The sequence below is a fragment of the Hephaestia mangrovi genome (assembly GCF_019880555.1).
GTDB classification, from domain to species: domain Bacteria; phylum Pseudomonadota; class Alphaproteobacteria; order Sphingomonadales; family Sphingomonadaceae; genus Sphingomonas; species Sphingomonas mangrovi.
Genome location: NZ_JAINVU010000002.1, coordinates 68,319 through 87,316 on the forward strand (window position 1 = coordinate 68,319; position 18,998 = coordinate 87,316).

At 66.2% G+C, this 18,998-nt stretch carries 16 protein-coding genes; 3 read left to right on the forward strand and 13 right to left on the reverse strand.

The window, feature by feature from the left end; translation table 11 throughout:
• The first annotated feature begins 133 nt into the window (after positions 1–133).
• Entirely contained in the window at positions 134–259 is a 126-nt protein-coding gene (locus K7G81_RS17700) for a hypothetical protein (protein ID WP_255586608.1), read from the forward strand.
• On the forward strand, positions 252–1,625 hold the full coding sequence (locus K7G81_RS04355; protein WP_223029555.1) for a putative O-glycosylation ligase, exosortase A system-associated: 1,374 nt from the start codon (positions 252–254) through the stop codon (positions 1,623–1,625). Before K7G81_RS17700 ends, K7G81_RS04355 begins: the two co-directional genes overlap by 8 nt.
• 31 nt (positions 1,626–1,656) lie before the next feature.
• Here the strand turns inward: K7G81_RS04355 and K7G81_RS04360 are convergent, their stop codons facing one another.
• The 4 genes from K7G81_RS04360 to K7G81_RS04375 are packed head-to-tail and all read right to left on the reverse strand — an operon-like array spanning position 1,657 to position 7,797.
• On the reverse strand, positions 1,657–2,649 hold the full coding sequence (locus K7G81_RS04360) for a DUF2891 domain-containing protein (protein ID WP_223029556.1): 993 nt from the start codon (positions 2,647–2,649) through the stop codon (positions 1,657–1,659).
• Complete coding sequence (locus K7G81_RS04365; RefSeq protein WP_223029557.1) at positions 2,646–3,557, reverse strand: DUF979 domain-containing protein; 912 nt, start codon at positions 3,555–3,557, stop codon at positions 2,646–2,648. The genes K7G81_RS04360 and K7G81_RS04365 overlap by 4 nt, the downstream gene beginning before the upstream one ends.
• Positions 3,554–4,210 (reverse strand): DUF969 domain-containing protein, encoded by a 657-nt coding sequence (locus K7G81_RS04370; RefSeq protein ID WP_223029558.1) that lies wholly within the window; start codon positions 4,208–4,210, stop codon positions 3,554–3,556. Before K7G81_RS04370 ends, K7G81_RS04365 begins: the two co-directional genes overlap by 4 nt.
• Positions 4,210–7,797: a hydantoinase B/oxoprolinase family protein gene (locus K7G81_RS04375; protein ID WP_223029559.1), complete on the reverse strand. Its 3,588-nt coding sequence runs from the start codon at positions 7,795–7,797 to the stop codon at positions 4,210–4,212. Before K7G81_RS04375 ends, K7G81_RS04370 begins: the two co-directional genes overlap by 1 nt.
• Before the next feature lie 148 nt (positions 7,798–7,945).
• On the opposite strand from K7G81_RS04375, the gene K7G81_RS04380 reads away from it, so the two are divergent.
• Positions 7,946–9,805 carry a gamma-glutamyltransferase family protein gene (locus tag K7G81_RS04380; protein WP_223029560.1) on the forward strand — a complete coding sequence of 620 codons (1,860 nt, stop codon included), beginning with the start codon at positions 7,946–7,948 and terminating at the stop codon, positions 9,803–9,805.
• Positions 9,806–9,807: 2 nt separating this feature from the next.
• Here K7G81_RS04380 and K7G81_RS04385 read toward each other — a convergent pair whose 3' ends face one another.
• The 9 genes from K7G81_RS04385 to K7G81_RS04425 form a co-directional block, all read right to left on the reverse strand.
• The gene (locus K7G81_RS04385) at positions 9,808–11,490 is read right to left on the reverse strand and encodes a GMC oxidoreductase (protein ID WP_223029561.1); all 1,683 of its coding nucleotides are present in this window, start codon (positions 11,488–11,490) and stop codon (positions 9,808–9,810) included.
• 24 nt (positions 11,491–11,514) lie between these two features.
• Positions 11,515–12,351: a sugar phosphate isomerase/epimerase family protein gene (locus tag K7G81_RS04390; RefSeq protein ID WP_223029562.1), complete on the reverse strand. Its 837-nt coding sequence runs from the start codon at positions 12,349–12,351 to the stop codon at positions 11,515–11,517.
• Positions 12,348–12,917: a gluconate 2-dehydrogenase subunit 3 family protein gene (locus K7G81_RS04395; protein WP_223029563.1), complete on the reverse strand. Its 570-nt coding sequence runs from the start codon at positions 12,915–12,917 to the stop codon at positions 12,348–12,350. Before K7G81_RS04395 ends, K7G81_RS04390 begins: the two co-directional genes overlap by 4 nt.
• 22 nt (positions 12,918–12,939) lie before the next feature.
• On the reverse strand, positions 12,940–13,851 hold the full coding sequence (locus tag K7G81_RS04400; RefSeq protein ID WP_223029564.1) for a hydroxypyruvate isomerase family protein: 912 nt from the start codon (positions 13,849–13,851) through the stop codon (positions 12,940–12,942).
• 14 nt (positions 13,852–13,865) lie between these two features.
• The gene (locus K7G81_RS04405; protein ID WP_223029565.1) at positions 13,866–14,252 is read right to left on the reverse strand and encodes a c-type cytochrome; all 387 of its coding nucleotides are present in this window, start codon (positions 14,250–14,252) and stop codon (positions 13,866–13,868) included.
• A gap of 28 nt (positions 14,253–14,280) precedes the next feature.
• Positions 14,281–15,354 (reverse strand): sugar phosphate isomerase/epimerase family protein, encoded by a 1,074-nt coding sequence (locus tag K7G81_RS04410; protein WP_223029566.1) that lies wholly within the window; start codon positions 15,352–15,354, stop codon positions 14,281–14,283.
• A complete protein-coding gene (locus K7G81_RS04415) occupies positions 15,351–16,493 on the reverse strand; it encodes a Gfo/Idh/MocA family protein (protein WP_223029567.1) in 1,143 nt (380 codons plus the stop codon). The genes K7G81_RS04410 and K7G81_RS04415 overlap by 4 nt, the downstream gene beginning before the upstream one ends.
• On the reverse strand, positions 16,493–17,749 hold the full coding sequence (locus tag K7G81_RS04420; RefSeq protein WP_223029568.1) for an MFS transporter: 1,257 nt from the start codon (positions 17,747–17,749) through the stop codon (positions 16,493–16,495). The genes K7G81_RS04415 and K7G81_RS04420 overlap by 1 nt, the downstream gene beginning before the upstream one ends.
• Before the next feature lie 141 nt (positions 17,750–17,890).
• Positions 17,891–18,937 (reverse strand): LacI family DNA-binding transcriptional regulator, encoded by a 1,047-nt coding sequence (locus K7G81_RS04425; RefSeq protein ID WP_223029569.1) that lies wholly within the window; start codon positions 18,935–18,937, stop codon positions 17,891–17,893.
• Between the last annotated feature and the right edge of the window lie 61 nt (positions 18,938–18,998).

An 18,998-nucleotide genomic window follows, 5' to 3' on the forward strand; every position in this document is an offset into this window, starting at 1 on the left:
AAGGATTATCTAACGGCCCCGCGGCTGACGTCGATCGGTTGTCGCGACTCTGTTTAACGCGGCATCAACCTGAACGCGCCTAGGATTCGTTGGCGCCTTCGAGCGGCGCGAGCAAGCAAGGAGCGCGGCAGCCATGATCGACAATTTTTCGCTCGGGCTGACGCATGGGCTGATGCTGCTCGCCGCCTTCATGCTGATGCGCCGTCGTGACCTCGACCATGAACCGCCGGCGACGCCGAAGGGCGGTATCGGTGCGTGATCTCGCCTTCATCGGCTTCCTGCTGGCGATCTTCGGACTGGGCTTGCGCAAGCCGTTCCTGTTCGTGCTGGCCTATGTCTATATCGATATCGTCTCGCCGCAGCGGCTGACCTATCTGTTGCTCAACTCGGTGCCGATCTCGCTGGTTGCGGTGGTGCTCGCGGTCGGCGGCTGGGCGATATTCGACGACAAGAAGGATGTGCGGGTCGCCCCGCGACAATTCCTGATCGCCGTGCTGCTGGTCTATTGCGGAATCACCACGCTGCATGCCGACTTTCCGCTCAGCGCGCTCGATAAATGGTCCTGGGTGTGGAAAAGCTTGGCCTTCGCCGCCTTCCTGCCGCTGACGCTGCGCACGCGGCTCAGGATCGAGGCGCTGCTGCTGTTCGTGATCCTGTCCGCCGCCTCGATCATCATCGTCGGCGGGATCAAGACGCTGTTCTCCGGCGGCGGATATGGCGAGCTCAACCTGATGGTGACCAACAATTCGGGTCTCTACGAAGGCAGCATCATCTCCACCGTCGCGATCGCGCTGATTCCCGTCATCCTGTGGTTTAGTAAGTTCGGCACGATCTTCACGCCTGACTGGCGAGTGAAGGCGTTTTGCTACGCCCTGTGCTTCGCGTGTTTGCTGATTCCGGTAGGCACCCAGGCGCGCACCGGCTTGTTGTGCATCGCCCTCCTCGCCGTGTTGATGTTGCGCGAGACGAAGCGGCGGATACTCTATCTGGGCGCCCTGGCCGCGGCGACGGTTGTTGCCGTGCCCTTGTTGCCGCACAGCTTCACCGAGCGGATGGGGACGATCGAATCGTACCAGGCCGACGCGTCGGCCTCGACACGCATCCAGGTGTGGAAATGGACGCTGAGCTACGTCAAGGACCATCCGTTCGGCGGCGGGTTCAATGCCTATCTCCAGAACCAGATTCGTTACGATACCGTGCAGGTGATCGATCACGGCGCGCAGGCGACGGTCGACAAGACGCTGCAGGTCGATGCCGCGCGCGCTTATCACAGCAGCTATTTCGAGATGCTTGGCGAACAGGGGTGGCCGGGGCTGGCGCTATGGCTGATGATCAACATCGGCGGGCTGATCCGGATGGAAGTGCTGCGCCGTCGCTACCGCCATTCCACCGACGAAAAGGAAGCGTGGATTGCGCCCCTCGCCGGTGCCTTGCAGAACGGGCATCTCATCTATCTCCTCGGCGGCGCGTTCGTCGGAATCGCGTTCCAGCCATTCCTCTACTATCTGATCGGCGCCCAGATTGGGCTCGATACCTATCTCGGCCGCAGGCGGCGGGAAACCGCATGGCGGCCGATGCGCGCGCGCCGTGCCGCAGGCGGATCGCGGGTCCGCGCTTTGCAATAGCAGACGTACCGGCGGTTTCGCTGCCGCCGCCTCAACCCGCCAGCGCGAGCAGCGCGAACGTGGCGAGCCAGTGCGTGCCCATATAGTCGTCGGCGATATGCGGCAGGCTGGCGGTGATATGCCGGTCCGCGGCGTCGCGGGCGCGCGTCGTCATCGCGTGATCGCCGCCGAGTGCGGCGGAGATCGTCCGCCAACACCAGGCGCGACTGAGGTTGAGCCCGTCGAGATGAGCGATCTTGCCGTCGCTGCGATCGGATACCGTCGCCGGCACGAACAGCGTTTCCGGGCGGCCCTGGGCGGCGTCCGGCAGGAAGGCGTCGAACCAGCGCGCAAAGGCCGTTTGGTCGAGCAACCGGCTCATCAGCATTGCCTCCATCAGCGCCGGTGACAGGAACTCGTCGCCGCCCGGCTCCCAGGCCTGGCATGATCGATCCTCGCCGAACCAGCCGGTCGCTCGCTCGGCGATCAGGCCGGCCAGGGCGGTATCGTGCTCCCGCGCCCAATCATGCGCGAGCGTGAGTGCAAAGGCGGTATTGGCGTGGGTGCCGGTGCGGATCGGGTAGGTCAGTTTGGGCAGGAACGCCAGGAAACGGGCCGCGAATGCCTTCGCAAGGGGGGCCAGTGACTCGCCCCAGGCCGTATCGTGCCGCGCCGCTTCGCCGTGCAGCGCGAGCAGCCACGCCCAGCCATAGGGGCGCTCGAACGCGCCGGCGCCGGCCCGTTCCAGATAAGCGCATTCGGCGGCGACCAGATCGGGCGTCAGCATCGCATCGGCGCGGGCGCGGATTGCCGCGGCCTCGGGCAGTTCGGGATAGAGACGCGCCAAAGTGAGCACCTGCCACCAGCCATGGACGCAGCTATGCCAGTCGAAACTTCCGTGAAAGATCGGGTGGAGCACGCGGGGCGGCAGCGCATCCCCGTCGCTATTGAGCACGTGATCGAGCTTGTGCGGATATTCCTGGCCGAGATGGCCGAGCGTCAGGCGAGCGAAGCGCGCGGCGGTGTCGGCATCGAGACGGGTCATGGCATCACCAGATAGAGCAGCAGGATGTTGAAGATCAGCAACGGGATTGCGGTCGGCACCTGCGCGCGGATCACGCCGTAGCGATCCTTGAGATCGAGCAGCGCGGCCGGCACGAGGTTAAAATTCGCCGCCATCGGCGTGAGCAAAGTGCCGCAGAAGCCGGCAAGCATGCCGATCGCGGCGACGCGTGCCGGCTCGCCGTGATAGCCGTGGATGAGCAGCGGCAGGCCGATCGCGGTCAGCATCACCGGGAAGGCAGCGAAGGCATTGCCCATGATGATGGTGAACAGCGCCATGCCGAGGCAATAGACCGCAACTGCGCCGAAAACGCTGCCCGACGGGATGAGGTGCCCGATCAGCCCACCGACCGCGTCGCCCATGCCGGCCAGCGCGAACACCGCGCCGAGGCTCGCCAGCATCTGCGGCAGGATCGCGGCCCAGCCGATATGGTCCATCAGGCGCGCGCCCTGGCGGAACGGCTCGGCCGGGGCGGGCTTGAGCCAGGCATAGCAGATCACGAGCGCGAGGATCACGCCGAGCGCGAGCGACACGAGCGTCACCTGCTTGGGATCGACGATGCCGGGCAGGCGCGAGAATGCCAGCGTGCCAATGAGGGCTGTCATGGGGATCACCAGTGCCGGCACGAACAGCAACGAGCCGCGCTGTTCGACTGCCTCGGCATCGCCATTGTCCGACCGCATCCGGCCGAGCGTCGCTGCGGCGACGATGGCGAGCACGAGAAGCCCGTTGCCGAAATTGCCGAGGCGGTCGCCGAGCAGGAAGCTGACCGCGATCAGCGCGTAGAACAGCGCGTTACCGGGGCGGCGTGGGCGCGTGATCAGGCTGAGAATGGCGAAGGCGCCGAACGTGGCGCCGGCGACGAGATAGAGAAAGCCGAGCCCGATCATGCGGCGCGGCGCCGCGCGAGGCGACGGTCGGCGAGCAGCAGGCGGGTGCCGTGGATCACGCTCGCCGCGACCGCAGTAGGGATCGCCCATACAGAGAGGTGCAGCGGCGGCAGATCGATGCCGTAGCTCTGCAGAACGCCCTTCATCAGCAGGATCGATCCGATCGCGATGAAGATGTCTTCGCCGAAGAACACGCCGACATTGTCGGTGGCGGCGGCGAGTGCGCGCGCCTTGTCGGGATCGCTATTGCCCTGCGTTTCGGCGGCGGCCTCTGCCATCGGCGCGATCAGCGGGCGGACAGTCTGCGCCGGACCGGCAATCGAGGTGAGGCCGAGCGCGGCGGTAATCTGGCGGAACAGCAGGTAGACCAGCAGCAGCCGGCCCATGGTGGCGCCGCGAATACGGCCGATCAGGTCACGCGCGCGGGTTTGCAAGCCGTGGCGTTCGAGAATGCCGATCACCGGCAGCACGATGTAAACGATCGTGATGTAGCGATTGTCGTTGAACGCCTTGCCGAACGCCGAAACGATGGTGACCGGATCGAGACCGGCGGCGAGGCCGGTCACAAGCGCCGACGCCACGACCACGAGCAGCGGGTTGAAGCGCAGCATGAACCCGGCCGCGATGACGACGATGCCGGCAAGGACGAGCATCAGTCGGCGCGCCCGAAGCCGCCGCCGCCGGGCGTCTCGATCACCAATGTGTCGCCCGGCGCCATGTCGCTGGCGCCGGTGCCGGCGAGCGGTTCGATACGGCCATCGGCACGTTCGATGCGGTTGACGCCCCGCGCCCCCGGCGCGCCGCCCGCCAGCCCGAACGGCGGGACGCGGCGGCGGTTGGACAGGATCGCGGCGTGCATCGGCGCGCGGAATCGCAGGCGGCGCACGGTGCCTTCGCCGCCGCGATGCGCGCCGCTGCCGCCCGATCCGCGGCGGATCGAGAAGTCCTCCAGCAGCACCGGGAAGCGCGTCTCGAGCACTTCGGGATCGGTCAGGCGGCTGTTGGTCATGTGAGTCTGAATGGCGTCGCAGCCATCGAAACCGGCACCGGCGCCCGCGCCGCCGCAGATCGTTTCGTAATATTGATAGCGGTCGTCGCCGAAGGTCAGGTTGTTCATCGTGCCTTGCGAGGCCGCCAGCGCCCCGAGCGCGCCGAACAAGGCGTCGGTAACGACCTGGCTGGTCTCGACATTGCCGGCGACAACAGCCGCGGGATAAAGCGGGTTGAGCATCGAGCCTTCGGGTACGACGATCTCGACCGGGCGCAGGAAGCCGTCGTTGAGCGGGATCGGCAGATCGACCAAGGTCCGCAGCACGTAGAGCACCGCGGCGCGCACGACAGCGCGCGGGGCGTTGAAATTGCTAGAAAGCTGATCGCTGGAGCCGGTGAAATCGACCGTCGCCGTGCGCTGTGCGCGGTCGAGCCGCACCGCGACGCGAACCACCGCGCCATTGTCCAGCTGGTAGGCGAAATCACCTTCCGACAGATTGCCGATCAGCGCGCGGACCGCAGCGGCGGCGTTGTTCTGCAGATGCCCCATATAGGCCTGGACGACATGGACGCCGTGGCTGTCGGCCAGCGACACGAGGCCGTCCGCGCCACGCCGGCAGGCGGCGATCTGGGCGGAAAGGTCGGCGATATTCTGCGGGATGTTGCGCGCCGGGTGGTCACTCGATGCCAGCAGCGCGCGGATTTCGGCGTCGCAGAACCGGCCTTCGTCGACGATCAGCACGTTGTCGAAGATGATGCCTTCGTCGGCGATGCTGGTGCTGTCGGGCGGCATCGAGCCGGGGCTGATCCCGCCGACATCGGCATGATGGCCTCGCGCTGCGGTGAAGAAGGCCGGCGCGGTGCCGTCGCCGACGAACACCGGCATGATGACGGTGATGTCCGGCAGGTGCGTGCCGCCCTCATACGGGTTGTTGAGCGCGTAAACGTCGCCGCGCCGGATGCCGCGGCCGTCGGCACCGTCACCGCGGCGCGCGATCACCGCGCGGATGCTGTCGCCCATCGAGCCGAGATGGACCGGGATGTGCGGCGCGTTGGCGATCAGATTACCATCGGCATCGAACAGCGCGCACGAGAAATCGAGGCGCTCGCGGATGTTGACCGAGGCGGCGCTGCGCTGGAGCGCGGCGCCCATTTCCTCGGCCAGGCCCATGAACAGGCCGGCGAACAGTTCCAGCCGCACCGGATCGGCGCTGCTGTCCGCATCTGTTTGCTCGATCGCATCGTGACGAGTGAGGATCAGGCTGCCTTGGGCATCGACCGTAGCGCGCCAGCCGGGTTCGACGATCGTCGTCGCGGTGGGATCGACGATCACCGCCGGACCGGGCACCGTCGCATCGGCGGCGAGCCCGGCGCGGTCGAACAGCGGCGCGCGATGCGCGGTGCCGCCCGAGAACAGCTCGACCTCGGCCAGCGGTGGCAGGCTTTTCGTCGGGAGATCGACCACCGATGCCGGCGCCGCGGCACCGCCGGCGATCGCCTCGACCCGCAACAGGTCGATGACCAGCGCGTCATCGACAGTGAAACCGAACTGCCGCCGGAACGCTGCGTCGAAATCGGCGCGCATCCGGTCGGGCGTGCCGACTTTGACGGCAATCCCGAAATCGGCGCGGGCGTGGCGCAGTTGCGCGCTCGCCTCGATCCTGATGGTGTCGCCGGGGACGCCCTGGGCAGCGAGTGCTGAGTGCGCTTCCTGTTCGATGGCGGCGAGCGCCTCGGCGCGGCCCGTGTTGTCGGCGAGCGGCAGCGATACGGTACGCTCGCGCATCACGCGGCGCTCGGCGAGGCCCATGCCATAAGCCGAGAGCACGCCGGCAAGCGGGTGGATCATCACTCGCTCGATCCGCAAGGCGTCGGCGACGAGGCAGGCATGCTGGCCGCCCGCGCCGCCGAAACAGGCAAGCACGTAATCGGCCGGATCGTGCCCGCGCGCGACCGAGATCGACTTGATCGCCTTGGCCATGTTGGCGACGGCGATGGCGATCAGCCCTTCGGCAAGCGCGCGCGGCGCGATGCGCTGCCCCGTCTCGCTTTCGACCCGAGCCGCCAGTTCGGCCAGCCGTGCTTCCGATGCGGCGCGATCGAGCGGCTGGTCGCCGTCGGGGCCGAAAACGTGGGGGAAATGATCGGGCTGGATCTTGCCGAGAACGAGGTTGCAATCGGTCACGGTCAACGGGCCGCCGCGGCGATAGCAGGCCGGCCCCGGCACCGCGCCAGCCGAATCCGGCCCGACCACCAGCCGCCCCATGCTGACGTCGCACACCGATCCGCCGCCCGCGGCGACCGTATCGATCCGCAGCATCGGCGTGGCGATCCTGACGCCGCCGAGCACGGCGTCGTGGCGCCGCTCATAGTCGCCGGCATAGAGCGATACGTCGGTCGAGGTGCCGCCCATGTCGAAGCCGATGACGTGGCTGAAGCCGGCTTGTTCAGCCGTTCGCGCCATGCCGACGATGCCGCCCGCCGGCCCCGACAGCAGCGCGTCCTTGCCCGAGAAGCTGTGCCCGTCGGTAAGCCCGCCATTGGATTGCATGAACAAGGGCCGCCGTCCCTCGCCGAGCGCGGCTTCGAGCCCCTCGACATAGCGGCGCAGCACCGGCGACAGGCTGGCGTCGACGACGCTGGTGTCGCCGCGCGCGACCAGCTTGATCAACGGCGAGACGCGGTGGCTGACCGAAACCTGGGTGAAACCGATCTCGCGGGCGATCTCGGCAAGCGCGGCCTCGTGCGCGGGGTGGCGGAAGCCGTGCATCAAGACGATGGCGATCGCGCGCAGTCCGCGCTCATAAGCCGCTGTCAGCCCGGCGCGAGCGGCGCGGGAATCGAGCGGCTGCAATATCTCGCCGTCGGCGGTGACGCGTTCGTCGATCTCGACCACATCGGCGTAGAGCGGGGCAGGGCGCTCGACGGCAAGGGCGAAGATATCCGGCCGTTCCTGATAGCCGATGCGAAGCGCATCGCCGAATCCCCTGGTGATCGCGAGCGCGGTCGGCTCGCCCTTGCGCTCGAGCAGTGCGTTGGTCGCGACGGTGGTGCCGATGCGGATATCGGCGGGTGGAATGTCGCCGTCGCCGACGCCGGTCAATTGGCGGATCGCGGCGACCGCGGCGTCGTCATAATGTTCTGGATTTTCGGACAGAAACTTGGCGGTCGAGATGCTGCCGTCGGGGTGTCGGGCGACGACATCGGTGAAAGTGCCGCCGCGATCGATCCAGAAGTGCCACTGTGCCATTGCCCCGCTCCATGCCATCAAGCGTCGCGGCACGCCAGCCGGGGTGAGGCGCTCCGGAGCACCACGTTGACCCGGTGCGCAGCGGTCGCCAAGGTGCCTGCATCTCGTTGGACCGCCAGCCGGTCCCTTCCTACCCGGGAGATCGCCCATGCGTCGCAGAACCTTCATCGCATCGATTCCCGCCGCTACGGTGGCGAGTTCCGCCTTGGCGCGCGGCGAGCAGAAGGCGCGCGCAACGGGCGAAGCCGGTTCGTCACCCTCGACGAGCGCGGCGGAGCAACCCAAATTCTGGCCCGATGGCGCCGAGCGCTTCGTGCGCACCGATGTCGGCGCCGGGGATCGGCCGGTCGGCGCCAGCTTTGCGTCGCGCACTGCGGTCTACGGTACGTCGGGCGCGTGCGGATCGGCGCACCCCTATGCGACGATGGCTGGGCTCGACATTCTCAAGCGCGGCGGATCGGCGGTCGATGCGGCGGTGGCGATCAATGCCTGCCTGGGCTTCCTCGAGCCGACGTCGAGCGGGATCGGCGGCGACTGTTTCGCGATGGTGTGGGATCCCAAACAAAACAAGCTGATGGGATTGGCCGGATCGGGCGGCTCGCCCAAGGGGCTGAGCCTCGAGACCGTCCGTCAGCATGCCCAGAACGGCGCGATCCCTGCGCTGGGCGCGATCGCGGTGTCGACGCCCGGCGCGCTCGATGCGTGGTGGACGCTGCACCAGCGCTACGGCAAGTTGCCCTGGGCCGAGGTGTTGCAGCCCGCGATCGACTATGCCGAGAATGGCGTGCCGGTGCCCGATGTGATCGCTTATTACATTCGCCACAACATGGCGATCTTCAAGCAGCGCCGCGATCAGATTCAGGAAATCGACAATGCTTTCAAGACCTACGCCCCCGATGGCATCGGACCGGCGACCGGCGGGGTGTTCCGCAACCCCGATCTCGCGCGCACCTATCGGATGATCGCCAAGGGCGGCCGCGACGCCTTTTACGACGGGCCGATCGCCGACACGATCGACGCCTATTTCCGCCGTATCGGCGGCTGGCTGCGCAAGAGCGACCTGCAGGCGATGCACAGCGAATGGGTCGAGCCTCACACCACCGATTATCGCGGCGTGACGGTGCATGCGCTGGGCGCCAACACGCAGGGCATCGCGACCTTGCAGATGCTCAACATGCTCGAGCATTTCGACCTGCGCGGCGAGGGCTTCCAGTCGGCGCGCTCGATCCATTTCCAGGTCGAGGCGAAGCGGCTCGCCTATGAGGATCGCGCGCGATATTATGCCGATCCGCACTTCTCTAAAGTGCCGGTCGAGTGGCTTATCTCCAAAGAATATGCGGCAAAGCGCGCGGCGCTGATCAGGCCCGATCGCATCCTGACGCCGGTCTACCCCGGCCATGCGCCCGACCATGCCGACACCACCTATTTCAGCGCCGCCGACAAAGACGGCATGATGGTGTCGATGATCCAATCGAATTTCCGCGGCATGGGATCGGGGCTGGTCGCCGACGGGCTGGGCTTCATGTTCCAGGATCGCGGGCAGCTGTTCTCGCTAAAGGACGGCCATCCCAACATCTACGCGCCGGGCAAGCGACCGTTTCAGACGATCATACCGGGTTTCGCCAGTATCAAAGGCGTGCCATGGATGGCGTTCGGCGTGATGGGCGGCGACATGCAGCCGCAGGGCCAGACGCAGATCATCGTCAATCGCAAGGATTACGGGCTGGAAATCCAGTCCGCCGCCGACAGCCCGCGCTGGCACCACGAAGGTTCGTCGCAATCGATGGGCGAGGATTCGCCGGGGCTGCCGAGGACCGGATTGCTGCGGCTGGAGACGGGTATTCCGGCGGCAACGCGGGCGGCACTGGCTGATATCGGCTGGACGATCGGCCAACCCGATGGCGGGTTCGGCCGATACGAGTGCGTCGAGAACCGGCGTGACGGCGACACCCGCGTCTACGCCGCCGCGAGCGAGATGCGCGCCGACGGGTGCGCGCTGGCTTATTGAGGTCAGATCGCGTCGGCCTTGATTTGCGCAACGGCGTGATCGGCCGCGCGCGCCGTCATCGCCATGAAGGTGAGCGATGGATTCACGCACGAGGTCGAGTTCATCTGTGAGCCGTCGGTGACGAACAAATTGGGCGCCTCGTGCGCCTGGTTCCACTGGTTGAGGACCGAACTGCGCGGATCGGCACCCATGCGCGCGCCGCCCATTTCGTGGATCGCCTCGCCGGGCACATGCTTCTGCTCGCTGCTCGTCACGTTGAGCAGGCCGGCCCGGCGCAGCATGATCTCGCCCTGTTCACGCGCATCAGCCATCATCCTGAGCTCGTTGTCGCGGAAGGTGACGTTGAACAGCAATTGTGGGATACCGAAACGATCGACCTTGGTCGGGTGCAGCGTCACGCGGTTGTCTTCGTAAGGCAGGCACTCGCCGAACGCGCCCATCGAGAAGCGCCACGGCCCGTATCGGCGCATGCCCTGCTTCATCGACGCGCCGAAGCCTTCTGGCGGGGCGGCATCGCGGCCGGCGCCGCCCTGATAGCCATAACCGCGCCGGAACCCGACATCGTCGTCTTCGCCGACATTGCGGAAGCGGGGGATGTAGACCCCGCCGGGGCGGCGGCCATATTCGATATAGTCGGTCATGCCGGGTATTTCCCCGGAAATGCCGACCCGGAAGATATGATCCATGATGTAACGGCCGAGCGTGCCGCTGGTGTCGAAATAGCTCCGCTCGGCGCCGGGTGCGCGCGAGTTCATCAGGATCTGGACCGAAGCCATTGCCGAGGCGCACAGGAAGACGAGATCGGCCTTCACCACCTCGGCCTGGCCGGTCTTGGCATCGATAAAGCGGACGCCCGTCACCCGCTTGCGCGCCGGATCATATTCGAGGTTGGACACCACCGCATCGGAACGGACTGTGAGGCGGCCCGTCGCGCGGGCCGCCGGCAGGGTGACGGCCTGGGTCGAGAAATAAGCCCCGAACGAACAGCCGTTCGAACATTGGTTGCGGAACTGGCACTTGGTGCGGTTCTGCTCGGGCTTGTCCTCGGTCATGTTGGACAAGCGCGCGTGGATCAGCTTGCGCCCGGGGAAATTGCTTTCGAGCCGCGGCTTAAGCCATTTCTCCGCGATGTTCATCGGCATCGGCGGCTGGAATTCGCTGTCGGGGAGATAAGGCAGGTTTTCCCGCGATCCCGATACACCGGCAAACTTCTCGACATAGCTGTACCAGGGAGCGACGTCGTCGTAGCGGATCGGCCAGTCTCCGCCGACGCCTTCGCGCTTATTCGCCTCGAAATCGGCGGGGCTCCAGCGGAAGCACCACCGGCCCCAGATCAGCGATTTTCCGCCGACCGCCGCGGGTCTGATCCAGCGGAATTCATCTCCCTCGTCGAAGGCATAGGGATTGAGGCGATCGTCATTGTAGAATTGCAGGTTGCTGCTTTCGAGATAGCCGTATTTCGCGATGAAATAGTCGCTGTCGACGATTGCCTGGGGCACCGTGCCGCGCGCGGGAAGCTCGAACGCCGGGGTGCCGTCATAAGGATAGCCCGAGCCGTGTTCGACCATGAAGCCGCGATCGAGCATCAGCACGCGCAGGCCCTTTTCGGTCAGCTCCTTGGCGGCCCATCCGCCGCTGACTCCGGAGCCGATGACGATCGCGTCGAACGCGTTGGTCGATGCCATGATGCAAGCCTCTTCGAATTGCCGTCAGAAACGCAGCGCGCGCAGGTTTTTGAAGCTGGTGGTGATGTCGGGAATGTACGGCGCCGGTGCTTCGTCATCCTCGACGTAGAAATGTCGGACGTGCGCGGCGCCGGGCAGCTTGAACAACGCCGCGAAGTCGATCGTCCCGGCGCCGACCGCGGCCATCGATCCGTCTTTCTTCATGTCCTTGACGTGGAAGGCGTAGAGGCGGGTGGAAACCCGATCGATCAGCTTTGCTGCGTTGGCGCCGGCGTGGATCGCCCAATAGAGATCGAGCTCGAACCGCACCAAAGCGGGATCGGTATCGGCGAGCAGCCGGTCATACAGCGTGGTGCCGTCCGCCGAACGGGTGAGAAATTCGAAGTCATGATTGTGATAAGCGAAGGCGAATCCTGCATCGCGCGCCTGGGCGGCGAAGCGGTTGATTTGCGGAATGAGCGTCGCGAAGCCTGCCTCGGAGCGATATTCGTCGCCAAGCCAGGGCAGCACGATCGTTTCGCCGCCGAGCGTCCTGGCCATTCTGACGATGGCCGCGAAGTCCTTGGTCATCAGCTCGAGCGGCACGTGCAGCGAGGGCGCGCGCAACTGCAGGCGATCCATCGCCTTGCGCAGCATCGCGTGATCCATCGTGTCGTAATTGCCGCCGCCAAACTCGACCTCGCGATAGCCGACCTGTGCGACCTTCTCGAGCGTGCCGACCGGATCGATCGCGAAGATCTCGCGCACGGTGTAGAGCTGCAGCCCTATCGTGCGGACCTGTGCTGCGCGCGCGATCCCGCTCGCGCCGAGGGCCATCAGGCCACCCGCGGCAGCGACGAAGGTGCGTCTGTTCAAAGTCATGCCGTGAACACCTTGTTGACGTTGGAATAGAGATAATCGCCGTGATATTCGCCGGGGACGGGGAGATATTCCCGCTCCTGCGTCATGCCGATCTCGGACGTGTAATATCCGGTGATGACGAGCTGCCGAAACGCCTCGAAGAACCAGGCGCCGTTGGGGATCTCATTGTTCATCGCCGCCGTGAGCAGCGCGTCTTGCTGCTCGGGTGTCGCCTTGGCGACGGGCACCTTGTTGTCGGCCAGGCTTTTCGCATCGAGGCGATCGAGCATCGTGATGATCGGGATGCGCTCGTCGGGTGACGCCCAATCGGCCAGCAGCTTCTCGATATAATCAGGCACGCCCGCCGCGATCGCGCCCGGCGTGTCGGTGGTGGGAATGACGCGATCGCTGAGCGCGGTCATTGCCGCCTTCTGGGCGGGGGTGAACACCTGGACGCTCGGCGGACCGTCGCTGATTACCGGCCGTGCCGCCTTTCCGGCGAGGCCGGCGGCGCGGGCGATCGGCGCATAAAGCGGCGCGCTGAACAGGGCGGCCACGCCGGCCAAGGCGGTGCGTCGATCGATCATGTCCTCTCTCCATCCAGCGTCGTCATGCGGCGTCGATCTCTCGATAGGCAGCGATCAGCCGGTCCTCTCCGGCGCGGCCGTCGAGTGAGTTGCCGTGCTCCATGCCGATCACGCCGGCATAGCCGCGCTTGCGCAGCCACCCGACGATCGTCTTGTAATTGATCTCGCCGGTGCCAGGCTCGAGCCGGCCCGGATTGTCGCCGAACTGGATGTAGCCGATCTCGTCCCAGCAGCTTTGCAGCGTCGGGATCAGATTCCCCGCCTGGATCTGCGCATGATAGAGATCGGCGAGCACCTTCACGCCGGGGCTGTTGGCGCCCTTCGCGATCATATAGCCCTGCGGGATCGTCCGCATGAAGATGTTCGGATGGTTGGTGATCGTGTTGAGCGGTTCCATCACCAGCACGACGTTGTGTTGTGCGGCGACGTCGCCGGCGCGGCGCATCAGCTCGATGATCCGTGCGGTTTGCAGGTCGATCGGCACCTTGGGGTCCATGAAACCGGTAACGACGGTGAGCCATTTCGCGTCGAGGCGTTTGGCGACCTCGATAGCCGGACCGAGATCGGCCAGCATCGCCTCGCGCTCCGCCCCGTCGTCCGCGCCGAGGAGCGGGCGGAATTGCGACCATTTGGGCATGCTGGCAACGAGCACGCCCATCGTCATGCCGCGCTGCCGCAGCGCCTTTGCCATCGCGTCGATCTGCGCCGGCGGACGCGAGACGGCCTCATTATCTTCCCACGCCGTGAAGCCCTGATCGGCGGCGAAGGCGATCTGCTCGATCACATCGCCGCGGCTCACGAAGCTGCCGTCGTGCGGCGCGAATTTTAGCGAGAAACGCGCGGCATTGCTGGTTGGACGCCCGGCGCGCGCGACGGTCGCCATGCCGAGGCCTAGGGCCGATGCGGCGAGCACGGAGCGGCGAGAGGGCGACATGCGGCGTCTCCTGTTCAGTTCGCTGTTGCAGATTTGAGATAGGCAATCAGCGCGGCCCGCTTGGCCGGGTCCGCCACGCTGATCGGCATCCTGGTGCCGGGAACCTTCTTGGTCGGGGCGGCGAGAAATTCGTCGAGCGATTTGTCGTCCCAGCGGATGGCCGATTTCTTCATCGCCGGGGAATAATTGTAGCCGGCGACTGAGCCGGCGGCACGGCCGAACAGGCCGGAGAGGTTCGGGCCGATCCCGTTGCGGCCGCCCTTGTCGATTGTGTGGCAGCCCTTGCACATGACGAAGGTTTTCGCGCCGGCCGATTGATCCTGCGCGGTCGATGGCGCGGCGGCGCAGACCATGGCGGCGATCGCGGCGATGGCGGTGGCCGATCCGTATAGAAATTTCATCGGATACTCTCCTGAACTACAGTCATTGCTACCTCGCATCGTCACTATCGGGGCTCAAGCCGAGCAGTCGGCGGTTGGCCGCGCGGTCCACCCCGCTGGCGGCGAAATCGTCGAAGGCGTGGGGCGTCACGCGGATGATATGATCGCGGATGAAAGGCGCGCCCTCGCGGGCGCCGTCCTCGGGATGCTTGAGCGCGCACTCCCATTCGAGCACGGCCCAACCGGGGAAGTCGTAAGCCGCCATCTTGGAGAAGATCGCGCCGAAATCGACCTGGCCGTCGCCGAGCGAGCGGAAGCGTCCAGGCCGATCGACCCAATTCTGATAGCCGCCATAGACGCCCGAGCGCCCCGTGGGCCGGAACTCGGCGTCCTTAACGTGGAAGCAGCTGATCCGATCGTGGTAGATGTCGAGAAAGGCTAGATAATCGAGCTGTTGCAGCACGAAATGGCTGGGGTCGTATAACAGCCTCGCGCGTGGGTGCTGGCCGACCTCGTCGAGAAAGCGTTCGTAGGTGACGCCGTCGTGCAGGTCTTCGCCGGGATGAAGCTCGTACGCGAGATCGATGCCCTGTTCCTCGAATACGTCGAGGATCGGGCGCCAGCGCCGGCCGAGCTCGGCAAAGGCTTCGTCGATCAGGCCTGCGGGCCGCTGCGGCCACGGATAGACATAGGGCCAGGCGAGCGCGCCGGAGAAAGTCGCGTGGGCCGACAGCCCGAGCCGCCGGCTGGCGCGTGCGGCGAGCTTGACCTGATCGACCGCCCAGGCCTGACGCTCGGCGGGCTTGCCGCGCACCTGCTCGGCCGCGAAGCCATCGAACAGGCTGTCATAGGCCGGGTGCACGGCGACGAGTTGGCCCTGCAGGTGTGTGGATAACTCGCTGACCACGATCCCATGGCGATCGAGCCGCGCATTGAGGTCGTCGCAATAGGCCTGGCTGTCGGCCGCGGTTTCGAGATCGATTAGGCGAGACGTGCAGGGGATTTGCACCGCCTTGTACCCGAGCCCCGCCGCCCATTCGGCGAGATGGTCGAGCGTGTCGAACGGCGCCTCGTCGCCGAGAAACTGCGCCAGGAAGATGCCGGGGCCCTTGATCGTCTTCATGCCGCGCCTCCGGAGAAAGGCAGCCAGGCGCGAGCCTCGTGCGAGCGCGCCGCGAGATCGATGAAGCGCATCGATCGCAGGCCATCGCCGATGCCGGGCAGCAAGCCGTCGAGCGCCGCCGTCTCGCCGGCGATGGCGTCGGCAAAGCCGGCGTAGAGCGTGGCAAAGGCCTCGATGAACCCCTCGGGGTGGCCGCTCGGCAGCCGCGTCGCGCGCTGCGCCGTCAGATGCAATCCGGGGGCGCCGCTGTGAAGGATTTCGGTGCGCGCGTCGGGCCAGCGCAAGATGAGCTTGCCCGGCGCATCATGATCCCATTCGAGTCCGCCCTTCTCGCCATAGACGCGCAGGCGCAGGCCGTTGCGCTCGCCGGTAGCGATCTGCGAAGCGGTCAGCACGCCGGGCACCTTGCCCTCGAAGCGCAGCAGGATGTTACAATCGTCGTCGAGGCGGCGGCCGGGCACGACGCGCGGCAGATCGGCGACGAGTTCCTCGACACGAAGGCCGGCGACATATTCGGCGAGCTGGAAGGCGTGGACGCCGATGTCGCCGATCGCGCCCCCCTGGCCGGCGCGATCCGGGTCGGTGCGCCAGCTCGCCTGCGTGTTGCGGTCCTCGATCGCGTCGGCAAGCCAGCCCTGCGGGTAATCGACCATGATCTTCCGCACGCGGCCGATCGTGCCGTCGGCGACGCGGGCGCGGGCCTCGCGGATCATCGCATAGCCGGTGTAGGTGTAGGTAAGCGCGAACGGCCGGCCGCTCGCGGCGACGATCGGCGCCAGCGCCTCGGCCTCGGCGAGCGTCGCGGTCATCGGCTTGTCGCAGATCACCGGCAGCCCCGCCTCGATCGCGGCCTTGGCGATCGCGAAATGGCTGTCGTTCGGTGTGGCGATGGCGACGGCCTGGATGCCGTCGTCGCGCTGACGTTCGTCGGCGAGCATCGCTTTGATCCCGTCATAGGCGCGATCAGCGGCGAGGCCCCACGCCACCGCTTGCGACTGCGATTTGGCGATGTCGCGGCTGAAGGCACCGGCGGCGAGTACGAAGCGACCGTCGAGGCACGCGGCCATGCGGTGGACCGGGCCGATGAAGCTGCCCGGGCCGCCGCCGACCAGGCCCAGCCGAAGGGCGGGCTGTGCCATCAGGCTTGCGCGGGCGCCGCGGCGCCCTCCTCAGTGACCGGCGCTGCCGCCAGCTTCTCGCGGAAGGCAAGGGCGAACACCACCATCGTCACGAGGGCGATCGCGGCGGGGACGAGCCAGATTGCGCGCCAGTCATGCCCACCGGCCGGATCGGTATGCAGGCCATAGACCAGCCCGGCGATGTTCGACCCGACGACGATACCGATGCCCTGGGTAATCAGCGTGAGGAACGATTGGGCGCGGGCGCGCGAGGCAATGTCGAACTTGCGATCGACGTAAATCTGTCCCGAGACGATCAGGAAATCGTAGCAGATGCCGTGGATGATGATGCCGAGCAGCAGCATCGGCATGATCGCGGTGCCGCCGTGATAGCCGAAGCCGAACAGCACGAAACGCACTGCCCAGGCGCCCATGCCGATCACCAGCACGCGCTTGATCCCGAGCCGTGCGAGCAGGAACGGCAGGCTGATGAGGAAAAACGTCTCGAAAATCTGCCCGGCGGTCTGGATGCCCGTCGCCTCCAGCCGCGCGCCGAAGATCGTCATGTGGAGATCCTTGTCGGCGAAAAAGGCATTGGCATAGGTGTCGTAGAAGCTCTTGGGCACCATCAGCGCGAGCGTGCAGACGATGAACACCCAGAACGATGCTTCCTTGTGGCGGAAGATGACGTCGAGGCCGAAGATCGCGGCGACGCTGACCACCTTATGCCGTGCGCGCGGTGGGGTGTTGGGCAGCGTGAAGGCGTAGAGCCCGAGCGCGATATAGACCGTCGCCGCCATCATCATCGGCAGCGCGGTTTCGGCAGCGCCGCTGATGATCCCGACCAGCAAGCCGGCGACGATCCAGCCGATCGTCCCCCAGACGCGGATCGCGGGAAATTCCTGGCCGATATCGTCGATCGCGTTGAACGCGATCGCGGTCGCCAGCGGAATTGTCGAGGCATAGAACAGGAAGTGGACGAGGCAGCCGATCAGGAACAGCGACGGCGATTGATGGATGGTCGTCACCCAGAACAGCGCCGCGCCGGCACCGAGCGACAGGATGCCGAGCAGCTTTTCCGCCGCGATGAAACGATCGGCGACCATGCCGATGAACAAGGTGGAGAGGATCGTGGCGATCCCGATCAGCCCGAAGGTGGTGCCGATGATCGTATCGAAATGCAGCCCCTTGCTCATGTAGGTGCTGAGCGGGACCAGCCAGACGCCCCAGGCGAAATACTGCGCGAACATCATCGCGGAGAGGCGCAGTTTCACCATGTTGTTATCGCCATGCCGATCATCCCGCTCACTGTTCGGGCGGCGAATTGGCCTTGCGCCCCTTCACATCCCACCCCACTGCCCGGTCTTTGCCGGATTTATCGAACCAATCATGAGATCGATCTCATTGCAAGCTAAATTTTACGACCTCTCATCGGTCGGGCCGGTTGATGCGGCGCGGGCGAACGGCCCGGCGCCGACGCTCTGTCGGATAATCAGGCGATGCGGCAGCGTGGCGGAGACGGGCGCGGACTGGCGACCCTGCAGGATGGCGATCAACAGCTCGACCGTCTTGCGTCCGATTTCGGCCATCGGCTGGCGGATCGTGGTGAGTGGCGGATCGACGTAGCGCGCCATCTGGATGTCGTCGAAGCCGACCACCGACAGCGCTTCGGGGCAGGCGATTTGCGCCGACCGCGCCGCCGCTATCGTGCCGATCGCCATCTCGTCGCTGAAGCAGAAGATCGCCGTCGGGCGCGGCGTGCGCGCAAACAGCAGGTTGGCGGCGCGGCGCCCCGATTCGACCGAGAAATCGCCGGTTTCGACGACGAGCCGGCCGATCAGGCCACGATCTTCGGCGGCACGTTGCGCACCGATCAGGCGGTCGCGCGTCAGCGGGCTGTCCTGCGGCCCCAGCACCAGCGCGACGTCGCGGTGTCCCATCGCGTAAAGCGAATCCATTACTTCATAGGCTGCGCCGGCATTGTCGATATGCGCGCTCGACACGCCCAGCGACGGCGTGAACTCGCAGCCGTTGACGATCGGGGCGCGGCTGCCGTCGCGGTCGAGCACGCGGGCGAGCGTCGTCGGCAGGCGGTGGCCGAGGAAGATGATGCCGTCGGCCTCGCGGCGGTTGAGCATCTCGGCATATTGCTCCTCGCGCTCGCGCTCGTTGCGGGTGTCGCCGAGCAGCACGGCATAGCCGGCTTCCTGCGCCGCCTCCTCGACGCCGCGGATCACGCGGGAGAAGAACGGGTTGGAGATATCGGGAACGGTGACGATGATGCGGCCGGTGCGCGTCGTGCGCAGGCTGGCCGCGACCGAATTGCGGCTGTAGCCGAGCCGCTGCACCACCTCCAGCACGCGCAGCCGGGTCGTTTCGGCGACCAGCTCCGGATTGGACAGCACTCGCGCCGCGGTGGCGCGCGATACGCCGGCGGCGGTCGCGACATCTCTGATCGTCGTCATTGCGCCACCGTAACCGCAATGACATCAATCGCACAGCCTTGCCGAAGCGGTGACTGTCTGG

What these genes read in the sequence shown, in the direction of transcription:
- K7G81_RS04395 (WP_223029563.1), bottom strand. Translation starts at nt 12,917, where the DNA reads ATGATCGATCGACGCACCGCCTTGGCCGGCGTGGCCGCCCTGTTCAGC.
- K7G81_RS04365 (WP_223029557.1), bottom strand. Translation starts at nt 3,557, where the DNA reads ATGATCGGGCTCGGCTTTCTCTATCTCGTCGCCGGCGCCACGTTCGGC.
- K7G81_RS04415 (WP_223029567.1), bottom strand. Translation starts at nt 16,493, where the DNA reads ATGGCACAGCCCGCCCTTCGGCTGGGCCTGGTCGGCGGCGGCCCGGGC.
- K7G81_RS04410 (WP_223029566.1), bottom strand. Translation starts at nt 15,354, where the DNA reads ATGAAGACGATCAAGGGCCCCGGCATCTTCCTGGCGCAGTTTCTCGGC.
- K7G81_RS04400 (WP_223029564.1), bottom strand. Translation starts at nt 13,851, where the DNA reads ATGTCGCCCTCTCGCCGCTCCGTGCTCGCCGCATCGGCCCTAGGCCTC.
- K7G81_RS04385 (WP_223029561.1), bottom strand. Translation starts at nt 11,490, where the DNA reads ATGGCATCGACCAACGCGTTCGACGCGATCGTCATCGGCTCCGGAGTC.
- K7G81_RS17700 (WP_255586608.1), top strand. Translation starts at nt 134, where the DNA reads ATGATCGACAATTTTTCGCTCGGGCTGACGCATGGGCTGATGCTGCTC.
- K7G81_RS04425 (WP_223029569.1), bottom strand. Translation starts at nt 18,937, where the DNA reads ATGACGACGATCAGAGATGTCGCGACCGCCGCCGGCGTATCGCGCGCC.
- K7G81_RS04380 (WP_223029560.1), top strand. Translation starts at nt 7,946, where the DNA reads ATGCGTCGCAGAACCTTCATCGCATCGATTCCCGCCGCTACGGTGGCG.
- K7G81_RS04370 (WP_223029558.1), bottom strand. Translation starts at nt 4,210, where the DNA reads ATGCTCGTCCTTGCCGGCATCGTCGTCATCGCGGCCGGGTTCATGCTG.
- K7G81_RS04375 (WP_223029559.1), bottom strand. Translation starts at nt 7,797, where the DNA reads ATGGCACAGTGGCACTTCTGGATCGATCGCGGCGGCACTTTCACCGAT.
- K7G81_RS04390 (WP_223029562.1), bottom strand. Translation starts at nt 12,351, where the DNA reads ATGACTTTGAACAGACGCACCTTCGTCGCTGCCGCGGGTGGCCTGATG.
- K7G81_RS04420 (WP_223029568.1), bottom strand. Translation starts at nt 17,749, where the DNA reads ATGGTGAAACTGCGCCTCTCCGCGATGATGTTCGCGCAGTATTTCGCC.
- K7G81_RS04405 (WP_223029565.1), bottom strand. Translation starts at nt 14,252, where the DNA reads ATGAAATTTCTATACGGATCGGCCACCGCCATCGCCGCGATCGCCGCC.
- K7G81_RS04360 (WP_223029556.1), bottom strand. Translation starts at nt 2,649, where the DNA reads ATGACCCGTCTCGATGCCGACACCGCCGCGCGCTTCGCTCGCCTGACG.